We start from the raw sequence: 14,990 nt of genomic DNA on the forward strand, positions 1-14,990 counted from the left end.
TCATTATTTAACTTGGATATGACGTTCAGCGAACGTTAAACGGATAAGCAATGAAAACGTCGGGCGTTTTCATGTATATCACGACCTTTCGGTGTAAATCGTTTATTTGAGGTATCCCTTGAGATACTGTCCCGTATAGGACTTTTCACACTGAGCGACCTCCTCGGGAGTACCCTGCGCCACGATAGTACCGCCGCCGTCGCCGCCCTCGGGACCGAGGTCGATGATGTGGTCTGCGACTTTGATGACGTTGAGGTTGTGCTCGATGACGAGGACCGTATTTCCCTGGTCAGTCAGCCTTTGCAGAACGTCTATGAGCTTATGGACGTCGGCTGTGTGGAGACCTGTTGTGGGCTCGTCCAGTATATAAATGGTATTGCCTGTGGAGCGCTTTGAAAGCTCCGTTGACAGCTTGACTCGCTGAGCCTCGCCGCCTGACAGCGTTGTAGCAGGCTGACCTATCTTGATGTAGCCAAGACCTACCTCCTGCAAGGTTTTCAGCTTTTTGGCTATTTTCGGGATATGCTCGAAGAATTCCACGCCCTCGTCCACGGTCATTTCCAGTACGTCGTAAATGGACTTGCCCTTGTAGTGGATATCGAGAGTCTCGCGGTTGTAGCGTTTGCCCTTGCAGACCTCGCAGGGCACGTAGATATCGGGCAGGAAGTGCATTTCTATCTTGATTATGCCGTCGCCCTCGCAGGCTTCACAGCGTCCGCCCTTAACATTGAAGGAGAATCGTCCGCTTGTATAGCCGTGAGCCTTGGCGTCGGGAGTTTTTGAGAAAAGGTCGCGTATATCGCTGAAAACGCCTGTATATGTGGCAGGATTAGAGCGGGGAGTGCGTCCGATAGGGGACTGGTCTATGCAGATGACCTTGTCCAGATGTTCAAGTCCCTCCATTTCGCGGAACTGACCGCATCTTGTCTTGGCGCGGTTCAGCTTTGCGGCAAGATACTTGTAGATTATCTCGTTCACAAGTGAGGACTTGCCCGAGCCCGACACGCCCGTAACGCATACGAGCTCGCCGAGAGGTATTGAAACGTCGATATTTTGCAGATTATGCTCGGCAGCTCCGCGGACGGTAAGGAACTTTCCGTTGCCGCTCCTGCGCTTTTTCGGGATATCTATTTTCTTTCTGCCGCTGAGATACTGACCTGTTATTGAGGTCTTGCATTTGAGGAGCTTATCCACAGTTCCTGCAAAGACAACCTCGCCGCCGTGTATGCCTGCCCCGGGACCAATGTCCACGATGTAATCAGCGGCAAGCATTGTATCGTCGTCGTGTTCAACGACTATGAGGGTATTTCCAAGGTCGCGTAGACGTTTCAGCGTAGCTATGAGCTTGTCATTGTCGCGCTGATGAAGTCCGATACTTGGCTCGTCAAGGATATAGAGCACACCCACCAGTGATGAGCCTATCTGTGTAGCAAGGCGGATACGCTGGCTTTCACCTCCCGAGAGAGTTCCCGATGAACGTGAAAGGGTAAGATATTCAAGTCCCACGCTTTTGAGGAAGCCCAGACGCTCCTTAATCTCCTTGATTATGCGCTCGCCAACGTAGCTGTCGTGCTCCGAGAGCTTCAGACCGTTGAAGAAGCCGAGACCGTCCTTGACGGAAAAATCGGTGAGCTCGCTGATGTTCTTGTCGCCCACAGTGACCGCAAGGTACTCGTCGCGGAGCCTTTTGCCCTTGCAGACGGGGCACTCCACCTCGCTCATATACTCCTCTATCTCATTTTTTGACCATTCGCTTGAGGTCTCCTTATAGCGGCGCTCGAGGTTGTTGACAACGCCTTCAAATGGTGAGTTGTAGGTTCCGCCGCCGAGAGAAGCAGGACGTTTCAGCTCCAGTGTCTCGTCGCCTGTGCCGTAGAGGAAGAGGTCAAGCTGTTCCTTTTTCAGCTTCTTGACGGGAACGTCTATAGGTACGCCGTACTTCTTTGAGATAGCACGGTAGTACATGGTAGCGATAGATGTCTCGTCAAGACTGTTCCAGCCCGAGGCGTTTATAGCGCCCTCCTCGATAGACAGGTCTTTGTTGGGTATAATGAGGTCGGGATCGATGTGTCTGAACACGCCCAGACCTGTACACTTGGGACAAGCTCCCACAGGATTGTTGAATGAGAACATGACGGGTTCAAGCTCGCCTATACTGATATTATGCTCGGGACAGGCGTAATTCTGGGAGAAAAGAATCTCCTCGCCGTCGATGACGTCCGCAATGGCAAGACCGCCTGTAAGATTGAACACAGTTTCAAGGCTGTCGGTGATTCGGGACTCGATGCCCTCTTTTATAACGATACGGTCAACGATTATATCAATGTTATGCTTCTTGTTCTTGTCAAGCTTGATATCCTCGCTGAGCTCGTACATGATACCGTCAACTCTTGCACGGACAAAACCAGATTTTCTGGCGCTTTCAAGCTCCTTTGAATATTGTCCCTTGCGGTTGCGGACAATAGGAGCGAGGAGCTGGAGCTTCGTACCAACGGGGAGTTCCATAAGGGTATCCACCATCTGGTCAATGGTCTGCTGGGAGATCTCCCTGCCGCAGACAGGACAGTGGGGAACGCCTATCCTTGCGTAAAGCAGACGGAGATAGTCGTATATCTCGGTAACGGTACCCACAGTTGAACGCGGGTTTTTGGAGGTAGTCTTCTGGTCAATGGAGATAGCAGGGGAAAGTCCCTCAATGCTGTCCACATCGGGCTTTTCCATTTGTCCGAGGAACATTCTCGCATATGAGGAAAGGCTTTCCACGTAGCGGCGCTGACCGTCGGCGTAAATGGTATCAAAGGCAAGGGAGGACTTGCCCGAGCCCGAAAGTCCCGTCATGACGATAAGTCGGTCACGGGGGAGTTCCAAGTCTATATTTTTAAGGTTATTGGCTCTTGCGCCTTTGATGATAATCTTATCGGTCATAAAAACTCCTTTTGAAATCAGTCACAGTGCTTGATTATGGTCTTGATTAGACCAAGCAAAGCCGAGTGTATAAAGGTACGGACTGCTATGAGAGCCTGTCCGCCCATGAAAACGTACTTGCAATAGGTATAGAAGTATTCTCCCACGCCGTCCTTGTATCTGTCGGCAAGGGCAGAATAGTAGGGTTCAAGTGTGGAATTGCCGAAGCTGACGTACTCCGTGAATATGGCAAGGAGAATAGCGATAGTAAAGCCTAAGTTCAGATGAGCGCTGTCAAGTCCTGCAAGTCCCGTTATCAAATGAATATATCTTGTGGAAAAGCCGATGACTATAATGCACAGCAGAGTGCATACTGTCATGCGTATAAAAGGGGAGTACGCACCGTTTTTTGCAGGGCTTATGAAGCCGATATACATGAAAAACAGCGCTATAAGGAATACTGCCGCAGAAATACTGAGATATGCAATGGCTCTTTTCATAGTTTGCCCCCTTACTTATTTATAATACGGAAATATAAAAGCCCCCGAGCAGAAAAACTGCTCAGGGGCGAAGCTACTCGCGGTACCACCCTGATTTATCCGATAATCGGAACTCGAAAAGCTGTAACGGGCATACCCGACCGCACCTACTCAGGTTCAATGCGGCAACTCCCGAATGTAGGTCACTATGCGCCGTCGTTTCCTCGCACCAGACGGAAACTCTCTGTATCGGGCATTGCACAGGTTTTATTCGTTCACAGTATTTGCTTTTACATCATAGCATATATTTTTGTTGTTGTCAAGTGGGAAGAACGCCTGTAGGGGCGTATATTATCCGCCCGAGCCGTTAGCCGTTAGCCGTTAGCTTTGTAGGGGCTGCCTTGGGCAGTCTGCGCCTAACGAAATAACTCTGAATTACTATTTGTAGGGGGCGATGCCTACATCGCCCCGTTGCCTTTGTTTTATTTTGACGGGCTGATGTAGGCATCGCCCCCTACAATGATACATTCTCAGTTTTTTACGCATTAATTTGCACAATACTTGCGGAAATGAACAACAGAATTTTTTTCGGCGCAGTACTTGAAATTTGTCGGGCTTTGGTATATAATAAATTATTATAATGTTTGCGGGAGGAAGAGAAAAATGAGTTTCAAAATCGGTTTTGACAACGAAAAATACCTTAAAATGCAGTCTGAGCATATCCGACAGCGTATCGCAGAGTTCGGCGATAAGCTTTATCTGGAGTTCGGCGGTAAGCTCTTTGACGACTTTCACGCTTCGAGAGTGCTTCCCGGCTTCAAGCCTGACAGTAAGCTCCAGATGTTATTACAGCTCAAGGACGAGGCTGAGATAGTAATTGTCATCAACTCCGACGACATCGAGAAGAACAAGGTAAGAGGCGACCTTGGCATTACATACGACGTTGACGTTATCCGTCTTTTCAACGTTTTCACCAAGATAGGACTCTATGTCAGCAGCGTTGTCCTTACAAGATACGACAATCAGCCAACTGCCGACGCTTTCCAGAAGCGCCTTGAAGCTCTCGGCGTAAAGGTTTACCACCATTACAGCATTAAGGGCTATCCTTCCAACCTTAAATACATCATCAGCGATGAGGGCTACGGCAAGAACGACTATATCGAGACCTCACGCAAGCTCGTTGTCATTACAGCTCCCGGTCCCGGAAGCGGTAAAATGGCTACCTGTCTCTCTCAGCTCTACCATGAGCACAAGAGAGGACTCAATGCAGGCTATGCCAAGTTCGAGACCTTCCCAATATGGAACCTTCCTCTCCGCCATCCCGTTAATATCGCCTATGAGGCTGCTACCTCAGACCTCAATGACGTGAACATGATAGATCCTTTCCACCTTGAAGCCTACGGAAAGACTACCGTAAACTACAACCGTGATGTTGAGATATTCCCCGTTCTCAATGCTATGTTCGAGACTATCCTCGGCGAGTCTCCATATAAGTCGCCTACGGATATGGGCGTTAATATGGCAGGCAACTGCATTATCGACGACGAGGCTGTCTGTGAGGCTGCAAAGCAGGAGATAATCCGCCGCTACTATACAGGAATGTGCGAGTTCCGTAAAGGTCTTATCTCCGAGGACGAGCTAATGAAGCTGGAGCTCCTCATGAAGCAGGCAAGCGTTACCGTTGAGGACAGAAAGGTAGTATCTGCGGCTCTTGAAAAGGAAAAGGCTACAGACGGACCTGCCGCTGCTATGGAGCTCCCCGACGGAACTATCATTACAGGACGCACATCGAATCTTCTCGGCGCAATATCGGCACTTCTCCTTAATGCGCTGAAGCACTTCGCTGATATCGACGACGAGATACTGCTCATGTCGCCACACGTTATCGAGCCTATTATGGCACTCAAGGTAAACCACCTCGGCAATAACAACCCGAGAATGCACACCGATGAGACTCTCATTGCGCTGTCTATCTGCGCAAACAACGATGATAACGCAAAAAAGGCTATGGAGCAGATATCAAAGCTCCGCGGCTGTGAAGTTCATTCTACAGTTATCCTTTCGGCAGTTGATGAGCGTATCGCAAAGAGACTCGGTATAAATCTCACCTGCGAGCCGAAGTACGAGGCATAATTGATAGTTTAAAAGGCACTCATTTGAGTGCCTTTTTTGGCTGTATATTGGGAGATAAGACGGGCGCACACTGTGCGCCCCTACATAATTATTAGCTCTAAAGCCAATAGCTAACGGCTGATTTAACCCTCTATCTGCCGCGCAAGGAACTGTGCGGCGGCGTTTATCAGGCTCTTTTGCAGGTCTGTTACCTCGGTGCACTTCTCACTGGTGAGAAAGGCGACAGCTCCCGAAACATCGCCTGCCGTGATGATAGGCAGAGCGGCTATGGCAGTCCTGTCCACGCCCTCGGCAGGGAAAAAGCTGTTTGTGCTGCCGTCGGGACAGAAAAACTGTCCGCGGCTTTCCATGAGCTCCTCAAGCTGTCCCGTGACGCGGCGCTCGGAAAACTCCTTCCGCGGAACGCCTGCCGAGGCTACTACATGGTCTTTATCGAAGATGATAACAGGACAGCCTGCTATCTTATGCATGATATCAGCTACATAGCCTGCATTCTCGCTCATTTCGCTGACGGCGGAGTACTTCTTGAAGATGACTTCGCCCTCGCTGTTTGTGTATATCTCGAGTGGATCTCCTTCACGTATCCGCATAGTTCTGCGTATTTCCTTAGGGATAACGACACGTCCGAGGTCGTCTATCCGTCTGACAATACCTGTTGCTTTCATAGGTCAATTCTCCTTGATTCTGCAAAATTTGGCAGTTGTGGGCTGCATGGATAGTATCTGCAAATTATTTGAAATTATGCTGAAAAAGCACTGCCAGATGACAGCGCTTTCGTTTTTTTATATATTGATGATGTCTTCCATAACGCTTTCAGTGATCGGATACGGACACTGTACGATCTTTGCCTTATTGCTCATGACAGCCTTGGCCGACCTTTCAAGAAGCTCACGCGGCACGTATACAGGAGCAAGCTTTGCTATGTATTCGCCAAGCTCATCTGTATCTTTGAAGCCAAGAGCGCCGAGTATGGCGGTTTGTCTTTTTGGGGGTGCGTGTTTCAGGAATCTGCTCTGGAAAGCTCCAACAGCAGCACCGTGAGGGATACCTGATTCATAAGTGAGCATATAGCTGAGAGCGTGGGGGATAGTAGTTCCTGTCTGAGCAATGGAAATGCCTGCAAGGGTTGAGGCGTTCATAAGCTTTTGAGCAGCATTGAGGTCAAGAGCTTCACTGCCTTCGATATAAGGGCGGCATTCTGCCCATTCCTTCATACCTGAAAAAACGCTCATGTTGCAGTAGGTATCATCGCGGCTAATGACGCCGCTCTCAATAAGATGCGCGAGTGCGTCCACGGCGGTATTGACGATTATCTTTCGCGGAGCTGTCATCAGGTATTTTCCGTCTATGAGTGCGATTTGCGGGAATATCTTGTGCTTTATGGAGACTTTGGTCTTTAGGTCATGTCGGGTGAGTACAGCGACGCCCGTTGCCTCCGAGCCTGTGCCGCAGGTAGTGGGGACGGCTGCAACAGGAAGTGCTGATCCAGGTGACAGCATATACATCAGCTCCCATGAGCTATCGCAGTTTTTTATCATCAGTGCAGCCGCCTTTGCAGCGTCCAGTGCAGAACCGCCGCCGATACCGATAACGAAGTCTGCATTGCAGCTCACGCCAAGCTCTCTTGCAGCCATTACTGTTTCCACGGAGGGATTTTCCTCCACCTCGTCAAAAACCGTATATGCGGTAAGTTGCTGTTTCAGCGCAGCAATGACGTCATCGAGAGCGCCGTTGACCTTTGAGGAGTTCTTTCCCGTGACGATGAGCGCGTGAGAGCCAAGAGCTGCAAGCTCGCAACCGTGATTAGATATGCAGCAGCTTTCGCTGAATATTCTTGTCGGCATATAAAAATTCATATCCTACCTCGTTCCCAACAATAAAGACCGCCGCATATCCGCGATACTCATATAGAAGTTTTATAATTGATTATTGAGAGAACCCCTTTTGAAAAAGGGGCTTCTCTCAAACTCTCTCCCTAAAACTTTCGTTTTGTTTTTTCGCAGATAGGGCGCACCTGCATTTTGCAGGTTTTTTTATTTATGGAGCGCCCTATCTGCGAAAAAAACAGATAAAAGTCTTTGGAAAGGGGTATGGGGATGACTCCCCGCAGTGCGGGGAGATGTCACGCAGTGACAGAGGGGCGCGCCTCCGTCAGAGGAACCTTTCCTCAGAAAGGTTTCCCCCATAATTAACTATAAGTTTCTATATAAGTGCCACGGTTAGGACGGTCTTTATCATTATATGATTTAAAGTAATTCTTCGTTTATGAGCTTTTCGTTGTTCCATTTCTGGCGCATTTTCCTGCCGTCGGCAAGAGTTACGATACCGATACCGCAGCGCATATCATTGAGCCATTCGCCCTCGAAAACATCGCCGCTTTTTGAGTAGAACACGCCGTGACCGTGCTTAAGGCTGTTGGAGAATTCTCCCTCGAAGCGATCTCCGCTGCTGTAATAGAATATGCCGTGACCGTTTTTAAGGTTGTCCTTCCACTCGCCGTCGTACTTGTTGCCGTTCTGACTGGTGTATACTCCGTAGCCGTTGCGCAGGTCGTTTTCAAACTCGCCCTCGTAGATATCGCCGTTAGCCCATGTGAAAACACCGCTGCCGTGCTTGACGCCGTCCTTGAAGTGCCCCTCGTATTTATTGCCGTTTGTATAGGTGAACACGCCCTTGCCGTGCATTTTGCCCGTAAAGCCGACCTCGCCTTTATATATGCCCGTATCAAATTTAATGGTTCTTGATGCGTCGGGAGATGGTTTCGGAGTACCGCTGACAAGCTTTTCGCTTATCATGTCGCCCTCCTTGTAAGTCCGCTTGTATACGCAGTTGTCGCGGTCGGTGAGGGTAGCTTCGCCCTCGAGCCTGCCGTCTATCCACTCGCCCTCTATTATACTGCCGTTTTTGCAGGTGAACACGCCTTTTCCGTGATATCGGCTTCTGTTCCATGTGCCTCTGAACTTTTCTCTTCCGTTTTCGTAGTACTCGATACCCTCGCCGCACTTCCAGCCCTCGAGCCAGTCGCCGTCGTAGATTATCTTGCCTGTCTGGCTGTATTCCTTGCCCTTGCCGTGAAATCTGTCGTTCCAGAAGCTGCCTGCGTAAACAAGGGATTTGCTTGCGTCGTCATCGTCACCGCCCTGCACAAGGTCATAGTAGCCCTTGGCGTATTTCTTGCCGAAGCCGCATAGTCTGCCCTTTGCCCATTCGCCCTCATATTCTATGTCAAGGCTGTTGATGAAAACTCCGTGACCGTTGGGCTTCCTCGAAGAATCAACATGGCCTGAATAAGTACCTTCTCCGAGAGTTTTGCTGACGAAGTGGATATTGTTTGCGATTCCGTTGCTGACTTTTAGAAAATCCATCATTCCCATAATATCTTCTCCTTATCGTATCTTTCTTGTTTAAATGGAGAATTTGACGAGATAAACTGTCATGAGCTTTAAAAAAAGCAAAATAAATCACATATATTGTACCATATTCCGTGAATAAAGTCAATGACTAACAAACAGACCGCCCGAAGGTGGTCTGAATGTGTTAGATCAATTAAAGCCCCTTTGCGAGGTATTCCTCTAAGCTTATTTTTTCCTTGGTTGACCAGTATGCGTAGTATGAAAGTACATATGAAGCGTCTACTGCGTCTACCTTGCCGTCTTTGTTTACGTCTCCCACAGCCTTCTGCTCATCGGTTGCAGTTGTGTGGTTTGTGGAGTTCTGAGCGTAAACGGTAAGTATGTAAGAAGCGTCTACTGCGTCTACCTTGCCGTCGCCGTTGTAATCGCCCAGCGAAGACTTTGGCTTAACAGGCTGTGTTGTGGTAGTTACAGGAGCAGTTGTTGTAACTGTGGTAGATGTTACGGTAGATGTTGTAGTAGAAACAGGAGCTGTAGATGTTGTAGTTGTTACCGGCTTAGTGGTTGTGGTGGTAGCTGGTTTTGTAGCTGTTGTTGTAGAAACAGGCTTTGTGGTTGTAGTAGTAGCAGGTTTTGTAGCTGTTGTGGTAGAAACAGGTTTTGTTGTTGTAGTGGTAGAAACTGGTTTTGTAGTTGTTGTTGTAGAAACAGGTTTTGTAGTTGTTGTTGTAGAAACAGGTTTTGTTGTTGTAGTGGTAGAAACTGGTTTTGTAGTTGTAGTAGTAGAAACTGGTTTTGTGGTTGTAGTGGTAGAAACTGGTTTTGTTGTTGTAGTGGTAGAAACAGGTTTTGTTGTTGTAGTGGTAGAAACTGGTTTTGTTGTTGTAGTGGTAGAAACTGGTTTTGTAGTTGTAGTAGTCGAAACTGGTTTTGTAGTGGTTGTAGTAGTCGTTGTTGTGGTGGTCTGTGTAGTAGTTGTTGTCACAGGCTCATGTATGCGAAGTGTCTTCTTGAATTCTTCAGCAGAAACATTTGCATAGCTTGAGCAGCCGCTGCTTACTACAACGTTTACGTCGATAGTATCGGTAAAGTCGCCTTTGATATTGAATGTATCGGTAAGCTGTTCTGTTGACGCATGGAATGCAGGGGATATCTCGATATCGTTGCCTGAATCAAGCAGTACTGTGCTGGTGTTTACAGATTCGGGGAGCATATACTTGCTGAACTTAAGGCAGATATTTGTACCGTCATATGAAAGGTCTGTTACCTTTGGTGCTTCACTGCTTACAAGTGCGAAGTCTATACCCTTCTGAACAGGCGGAACGTTTGTCCATTCGCTCTCCATTGGCTCGAAGCCCTCTGCCTTGCATACTATCTTCCATTCGCCTTCGGGAACGTCCCATGTGTAGGCGCCGAATTCATCTGTAAGGAGCGGATTCTGCTGATCGTAGTCCTTGCCGTCCCATGCAACTGCCTTACCGTTTTCGTCCATGTAGTATACAGTCATCTCAGCGCCCTTTACAGTGTTTGAAGGAGCTCCCTCATATACGATACCTGAAGGCTCAACGAGGAATCTTATATTGCCCGGGCGTGAGAAATAGCCCCTGGTATAGTCGATATCAAGCTTTTCAGCCTGTAATGCGCTGTATTCGGACTTTGTCACTACAACAACGTTGAGAGTACCGGGAACATAGTTCTTGTTGCCGTCGAAATAGCCCTTTGCTGTCCATAAGCCTGTCTTTTCGTCGTATGTAGCTTCAAGCTTAGCTACCTTGTCAAGCTTTGTGCTTGTGAAGTAAACTTTTTGAACAAGAGTGCTGTTGCTTATCTCGGCTGTCAGGTTGAGAGCCTTGTTGGGGATAAGATACATTACAGGCGATGTGCATTTTGTGAATACGTCGGTAATATCGGTTTCTGCCGCATTTCCGTTTACGCCAAGCTTTATGCTGCCGACAGCAGGTACTTCCTTGTCGTATACTACCTCAAAGTCAGATGTTACTGTATCGCCGTATTTAGCCTTGAGCACGTACTTTGTTCCGCTTTCGCCCTCGGGGAGCTCAACAGCCAATGAGTATTTGCCTGTCTTTGCGTCAGCAACAGGGCTGCCGATAAGCTTGTCGCCGAGATATATGCCTATTTCCTTGCTCTTGGGACCTGTACCGTTTACATTTATCTTTAAGCTGTTTGTGGTGCTCGGAGCTGAAAGGCTGAGAACGTCGGCTGTGAATCTTACTGAGTGGATAGGCTCGGCTCTGTCGTATTTGCCCTCTTTAAAGACAAGGTCTGCGTCGATATCGAACGTGCCTTCCTTTATGGCTTTTGCAGAGAATGTGAGCTTGCCCGATGAGGAGCTGAATGGTATCTTAAGTGCTGAAACATCTTCTCCTTTGACCGTTCCTTCGTTTGTTTTGAATGTATCGGGCAGAACTGTTACTCCGTCAGGGACAGTAAGCGAAATGGTAAAGGTGCTGTCCTCGTTGAAGCGGCCTTCAAGAGCTGAGAAATCGACTGTGAAATCTACAATGCCGTCTACAGCAGCGTTTTCTGTAGTTATAGTCATTGTCGAAACAGGACGTTCAAGGTATACAAGGTTCATATCCTTAAGAGAATAGCACTTTGTAAATGCAGTTCTGTCAAATGTAAATGCAGTATTTGAATAGTCTATCTCTGAGAGCTTGCGGCAGTTGTAGAACGAGTTTGAAGATGCCTTGAGCTTTGCGGCTCTGAGAGTAACCTTTTCGAGAGCCTTGCAGTTTGAGAATGCGCTTGAGCTGATAGTAGTAATACCTGAGCCGATAGCAGCTGTCTTAAGGCTCTGACAGTCGTTGAATACATAGCTTGAAAGATTCTTTACGCTGTCAGGGATATCTATGCTTGTAAGACCTGACCTTCTGAATGCAGAGCCGTCTATTCTTTCAAGAGATGCAGGAAGCTCAATAGACTTTAGTCCTGAGCAGCTTTCAAATGCATAGCTGTTTATAGTCTTGATAGTTTTCGGAAGAACGACTTCCCTGAGCATACGGCAGCCGCTGAAGCACTGAGTAGGAACAGCAGTTGAGCCCTCTGCGAAGCTGACCTTTTCCAGCTTGCTTTTTGTGAAAGCATAGCCGCTGCTCTTTAATGTAGTTGGGAGAGTCAGCTCCTTGATGCTTGTACCTGTAAATGCATTGTTGTTTATAGTAGTGATACCCTCATGGAGAGTTATATTCTCCAGTGATGAACAGTTCTGGAAAGCAGAGCCGTTTATCTTGGTAACTGTCTTAGGCAGGTTTACCTCAGTGAGCTTTGAACAGTTATCGAATATCCAGCTCGGTATAGTTGTTGTGCCCTCTGCAAAGGTAGCTTTCTGGATATTGCTGTTTCTGTTGAACGGATATGTAGCGTCAGTAAGCGTCGAAGGCAGAGTTACCTCTGTAATGGCTGTGCCTGAGAAAGCGGAGCTGCCTAAGAATGTGATACCCTCATGGAAAGTGAACTCAGTAAGAGATGAGCAGTTCTGGAATGCGGAGCTGCCTATCTTTTCTACAGTTTTCGGAAGATTTACATCTGTGAGCTTGGTGCAGTTGTTAAATATATAGTTAGGTACTTTTACGGATCCCTCAGCGAATGTTGCTTTGGTTATCTTGCTGTTAGCGAAAGGATATGTAGCGTCTGTAAGTGTTGATGGGAGAGATACCTCGGTAAGACCTGAGCCTGTAAAAGCAAAGCTTCCCAAGAATGTGAGTCCCTCATGGAAATTGAACTCAGTAAGAGATGAGCAGTTTTTGAATGCATAGCTGCCTATCTTCTCAACAGTTTTCGGGAGGTTTACCTCTGTCAGCTTGGGGCAGTTGTCAAATATAAAGCTTGGTACTTTTACAGTTCCCTCAGCAAAGGTTGCCTTGGTTATCTTGCAGTTGCTGAATGGGTATTCAGCGTCCTCCAGTGTTGCGGGGAGAGATACCTCTGTGAGAGAGGTGCCCGAGAAAGCGTAGTTTCCTAAGAATGTGAGTCCCTCATGGAAATTGAACTCAGTGATAGATGAGCAGTTCTGGAATGCATAGCTGCCTATCCTTTCAACAGACTTAGGGATAACCACCTCGGAAAGCTTGGTGCAGTTGTCAAATATAAAGCTCGGTATTTTTTTTGTGCCGTCTGCAAAGGTCGCCTTTGTTATCTGGCATTTATTGAAAGGATATGTAGCGTCCGTAAGTGTTGATGGGAGAGATACCTCAGTAAGATCTGTTCCGGAGAAGGAATAGCTGCCTAAAAATGTCAGACCTTCGTTGAATTTAACGCTTTTGAGAGCGCTGCAGCCGTAAAAAGCATTGTTGCTTATTTTTTTCAGACCTGTCGGCATAGTAACAGAGGCTATGTTTGCATTTCTCTGAAAAGCGTAGCTTTCGATAGCATAGACCTTGCTTCCGTCCAGCTCTTCGGGTATTGTCAGTTCAGCGGCAGTACCTGTATACTTTCTGATTACTGCGCCGTTATCGTCAGTGTAGTACTGGTAATCACCGCTTACGAGAGTTTCGGCAGCACTTGTCTCGATCGCACTTATGGGGAGCTTTATTCCCATATCTGCAAGTGGAGTACAGCATACAGAGCTGATAGCTGCTGCGGCTGTCAGTGAAGCCAGAAATCTTTTAGCTTTTTTCTTCATCGTTTTTTCCACCGTCCTATATTATTTATGGTTTTGATACCGATATATATTATATAATATTTATCTGAAAAAAGAAATATTATTTTTGGATTTTTGTGTAATGTTTTAAATCTACGCATTAATAGTATAGTTTGTTTATGCAGTTTTTTACTGCGGATATTGCTATTTCTTGAAATGTATGGTATTATAATGAAAATACTGATTTTAGGGGGCGTTAGCATGAGAATAAACAGAGCTTTATCATTTGCTGTCGGAGCTTCATTGCTTTTGGGTATGAGCGGTGCATTGTCTGTATCCGGCGGCATTTCAGCTATCGAAGTTTCAGCGGCGGAGCCTGCTTCAAGCGGAACCTGCGGAAAGAGCGCGACATGGGCTCTTGACAATGCCGGTACAATGACTATAAGCGGTACGGGAGCTATGTACGGGCTCAATTCAAATTATACCCTGCCATGGGCAGAGCAAAAGGACAGCATAAAAAAGGTAGTCATCGGCAAGGGCATAACCAATGTGGGAGCTCAGTGCTTCAGCGAATGTAAAAATCTTGTATCTGTTACCTTGTCAGACACGGTCACAAATATCGAGACCTATTCTTTCAACAGCTGTATAGCGCTGAAAGCGATTGATATCCCCGATTCTGTGACAAATATCGGTTCTTCGGCATTTGCCATGTGCAGGACGCTTGCCGATGTAAAGATACCCTCGTCGGTAAACAATATCGGCGCCCTTGCTTTTGGAGGCACGGCATGGCTTAATAACGAGGTAAAAAAGAACGATTACGTAATAGTCAACGATATGCTTATTTTTACGGCAGATATTGAAGAAGCAGATATTCCCGATACTGTCACGAATATAGTCAGCAATTCCTTCTGGGGACATACCGCGCTGAAAAAGCTGACTATCCCCGAAACAGTTACTCAGATAGGATATAATGCCTTTTCGGGCTGTTCCTCACTTGCCGCTGTTACTATCCCTGCGTCGGTCGGGGATATAGGTATGCAGGCATTTACCAACTGCGCCGCTCTTGAGGAAGTCGTTATCCTGAATCCCAATGCTGTGATATTCGACAGAGCCACTACATTCGGCAATAATTACAAGGACTACAGCGGAGTCATCAAGGGCTATGACGGCTCGACGGCTGAGGAGTATGCAAAGAAGTACGGCTACACCTTTGAATCACTGGGAAAGGCTCCTGAGCCTGTTACATACAAGCTTGGAGATGTGAACAGCGACGGCTATATCAATGCAGTTGACGCTTCCGAGGTGCTGTCCTATTATGCTAAGGTCTCAACAAAGCAGGAGGGCGGATTTACTGCTCAGCAGCTAAAAGCAGCAGATGCCGACGGAAACGGACTTATCAACGCAGTTGACGCTTCTATTATATTGTCATATTATGCGTATACTTCGACGACAACAGGTGAAGCAATGCCTTTTGAGGAATACGTCCGTTCGTGATATGAGCAGCAGAAAAGCTCCCGAAAC

8 protein-coding genes and 1 other annotated feature are annotated in these 14,990 nt (G+C 47.4%); of the genes, 2 read left to right on the forward strand and 6 right to left on the reverse strand.

Annotated elements, in window-relative coordinates; all coding sequences use genetic code 11:
* Positions 1-102 precede the first annotated feature (102 nt).
* Together uvrA and BT105_RS10470 are read right to left on the reverse strand one after the other, a co-directional pair.
* Entirely contained in the window at positions 103-2,925 is a 2,823-nt protein-coding gene (uvrA, locus tag BT105_RS10465; protein WP_072300699.1) for an excinuclease ABC subunit UvrA, read from the reverse strand.
* Between the two features lie 17 nt (positions 2,926-2,942).
* Positions 2,943-3,404: a hypothetical protein gene (locus BT105_RS10470; RefSeq protein ID WP_072300700.1), complete on the reverse strand. Its 462-nt coding sequence runs from the start codon at positions 3,402-3,404 to the stop codon at positions 2,943-2,945.
* A 60-nt stretch (positions 3,405-3,464) separates the two neighbouring features.
* Positions 3,465-3,671, reverse strand: a binding site (T-box leader).
* Between the two features lie 375 nt (positions 3,672-4,046).
* Between BT105_RS10470 and BT105_RS10475 the strand changes: the two genes are divergently transcribed.
* Positions 4,047-5,516: a DUF1846 domain-containing protein gene (locus BT105_RS10475; protein ID WP_072300701.1), complete on the forward strand. Its 1,470-nt coding sequence runs from the start codon at positions 4,047-4,049 to the stop codon at positions 5,514-5,516.
* Positions 5,517-5,638: 122 nt separating this feature from the next.
* Here BT105_RS10475 and BT105_RS10480 read toward each other — a convergent pair whose 3' ends face one another.
* The 4 genes from BT105_RS10480 to BT105_RS10495 all read right to left on the reverse strand — a co-directional run bounded on the left by BT105_RS10480 (position 5,639) and on the right by BT105_RS10495 (position 13,511).
* Entirely contained in the window at positions 5,639-6,181 is a 543-nt protein-coding gene (locus BT105_RS10480) for a stage V sporulation T C-terminal domain-containing protein (protein ID WP_028515817.1), read from the reverse strand.
* A gap of 117 nt (positions 6,182-6,298) precedes the next feature.
* On the reverse strand, positions 6,299-7,372 hold the full coding sequence (locus tag BT105_RS10485; protein WP_072300702.1) for an iron-containing alcohol dehydrogenase family protein: 1,074 nt from the start codon (positions 7,370-7,372) through the stop codon (positions 6,299-6,301).
* A gap of 390 nt (positions 7,373-7,762) precedes the next feature.
* Positions 7,763-8,890, reverse strand: coding sequence for an MORN repeat-containing protein (locus BT105_RS10490; RefSeq protein WP_072300703.1), 1,128 nt, complete (start codon positions 8,888-8,890; stop codon positions 7,763-7,765).
* A gap of 172 nt (positions 8,891-9,062) precedes the next feature.
* Positions 9,063-13,511, reverse strand: coding sequence for a leucine-rich repeat protein (locus BT105_RS10495; RefSeq protein ID WP_072300704.1), 4,449 nt, complete (start codon positions 13,509-13,511; stop codon positions 9,063-9,065).
* Positions 13,512-13,730: 219 nt separating this feature from the next.
* Between BT105_RS10495 and BT105_RS10500 the strand changes: the two genes are divergently transcribed.
* Positions 13,731-14,963: a leucine-rich repeat protein gene (locus tag BT105_RS10500; protein ID WP_072300705.1), complete on the forward strand. Its 1,233-nt coding sequence runs from the start codon at positions 13,731-13,733 to the stop codon at positions 14,961-14,963.
* Positions 14,964-14,990 lie beyond the last annotated feature (27 nt).

The sequence above is a fragment of the Ruminococcus flavefaciens genome (assembly GCF_900119075.1).
Classification (GTDB): Bacteria; Bacillota; Clostridia; order Oscillospirales; family Ruminococcaceae; genus Ruminococcus; species Ruminococcus flavefaciens_Q.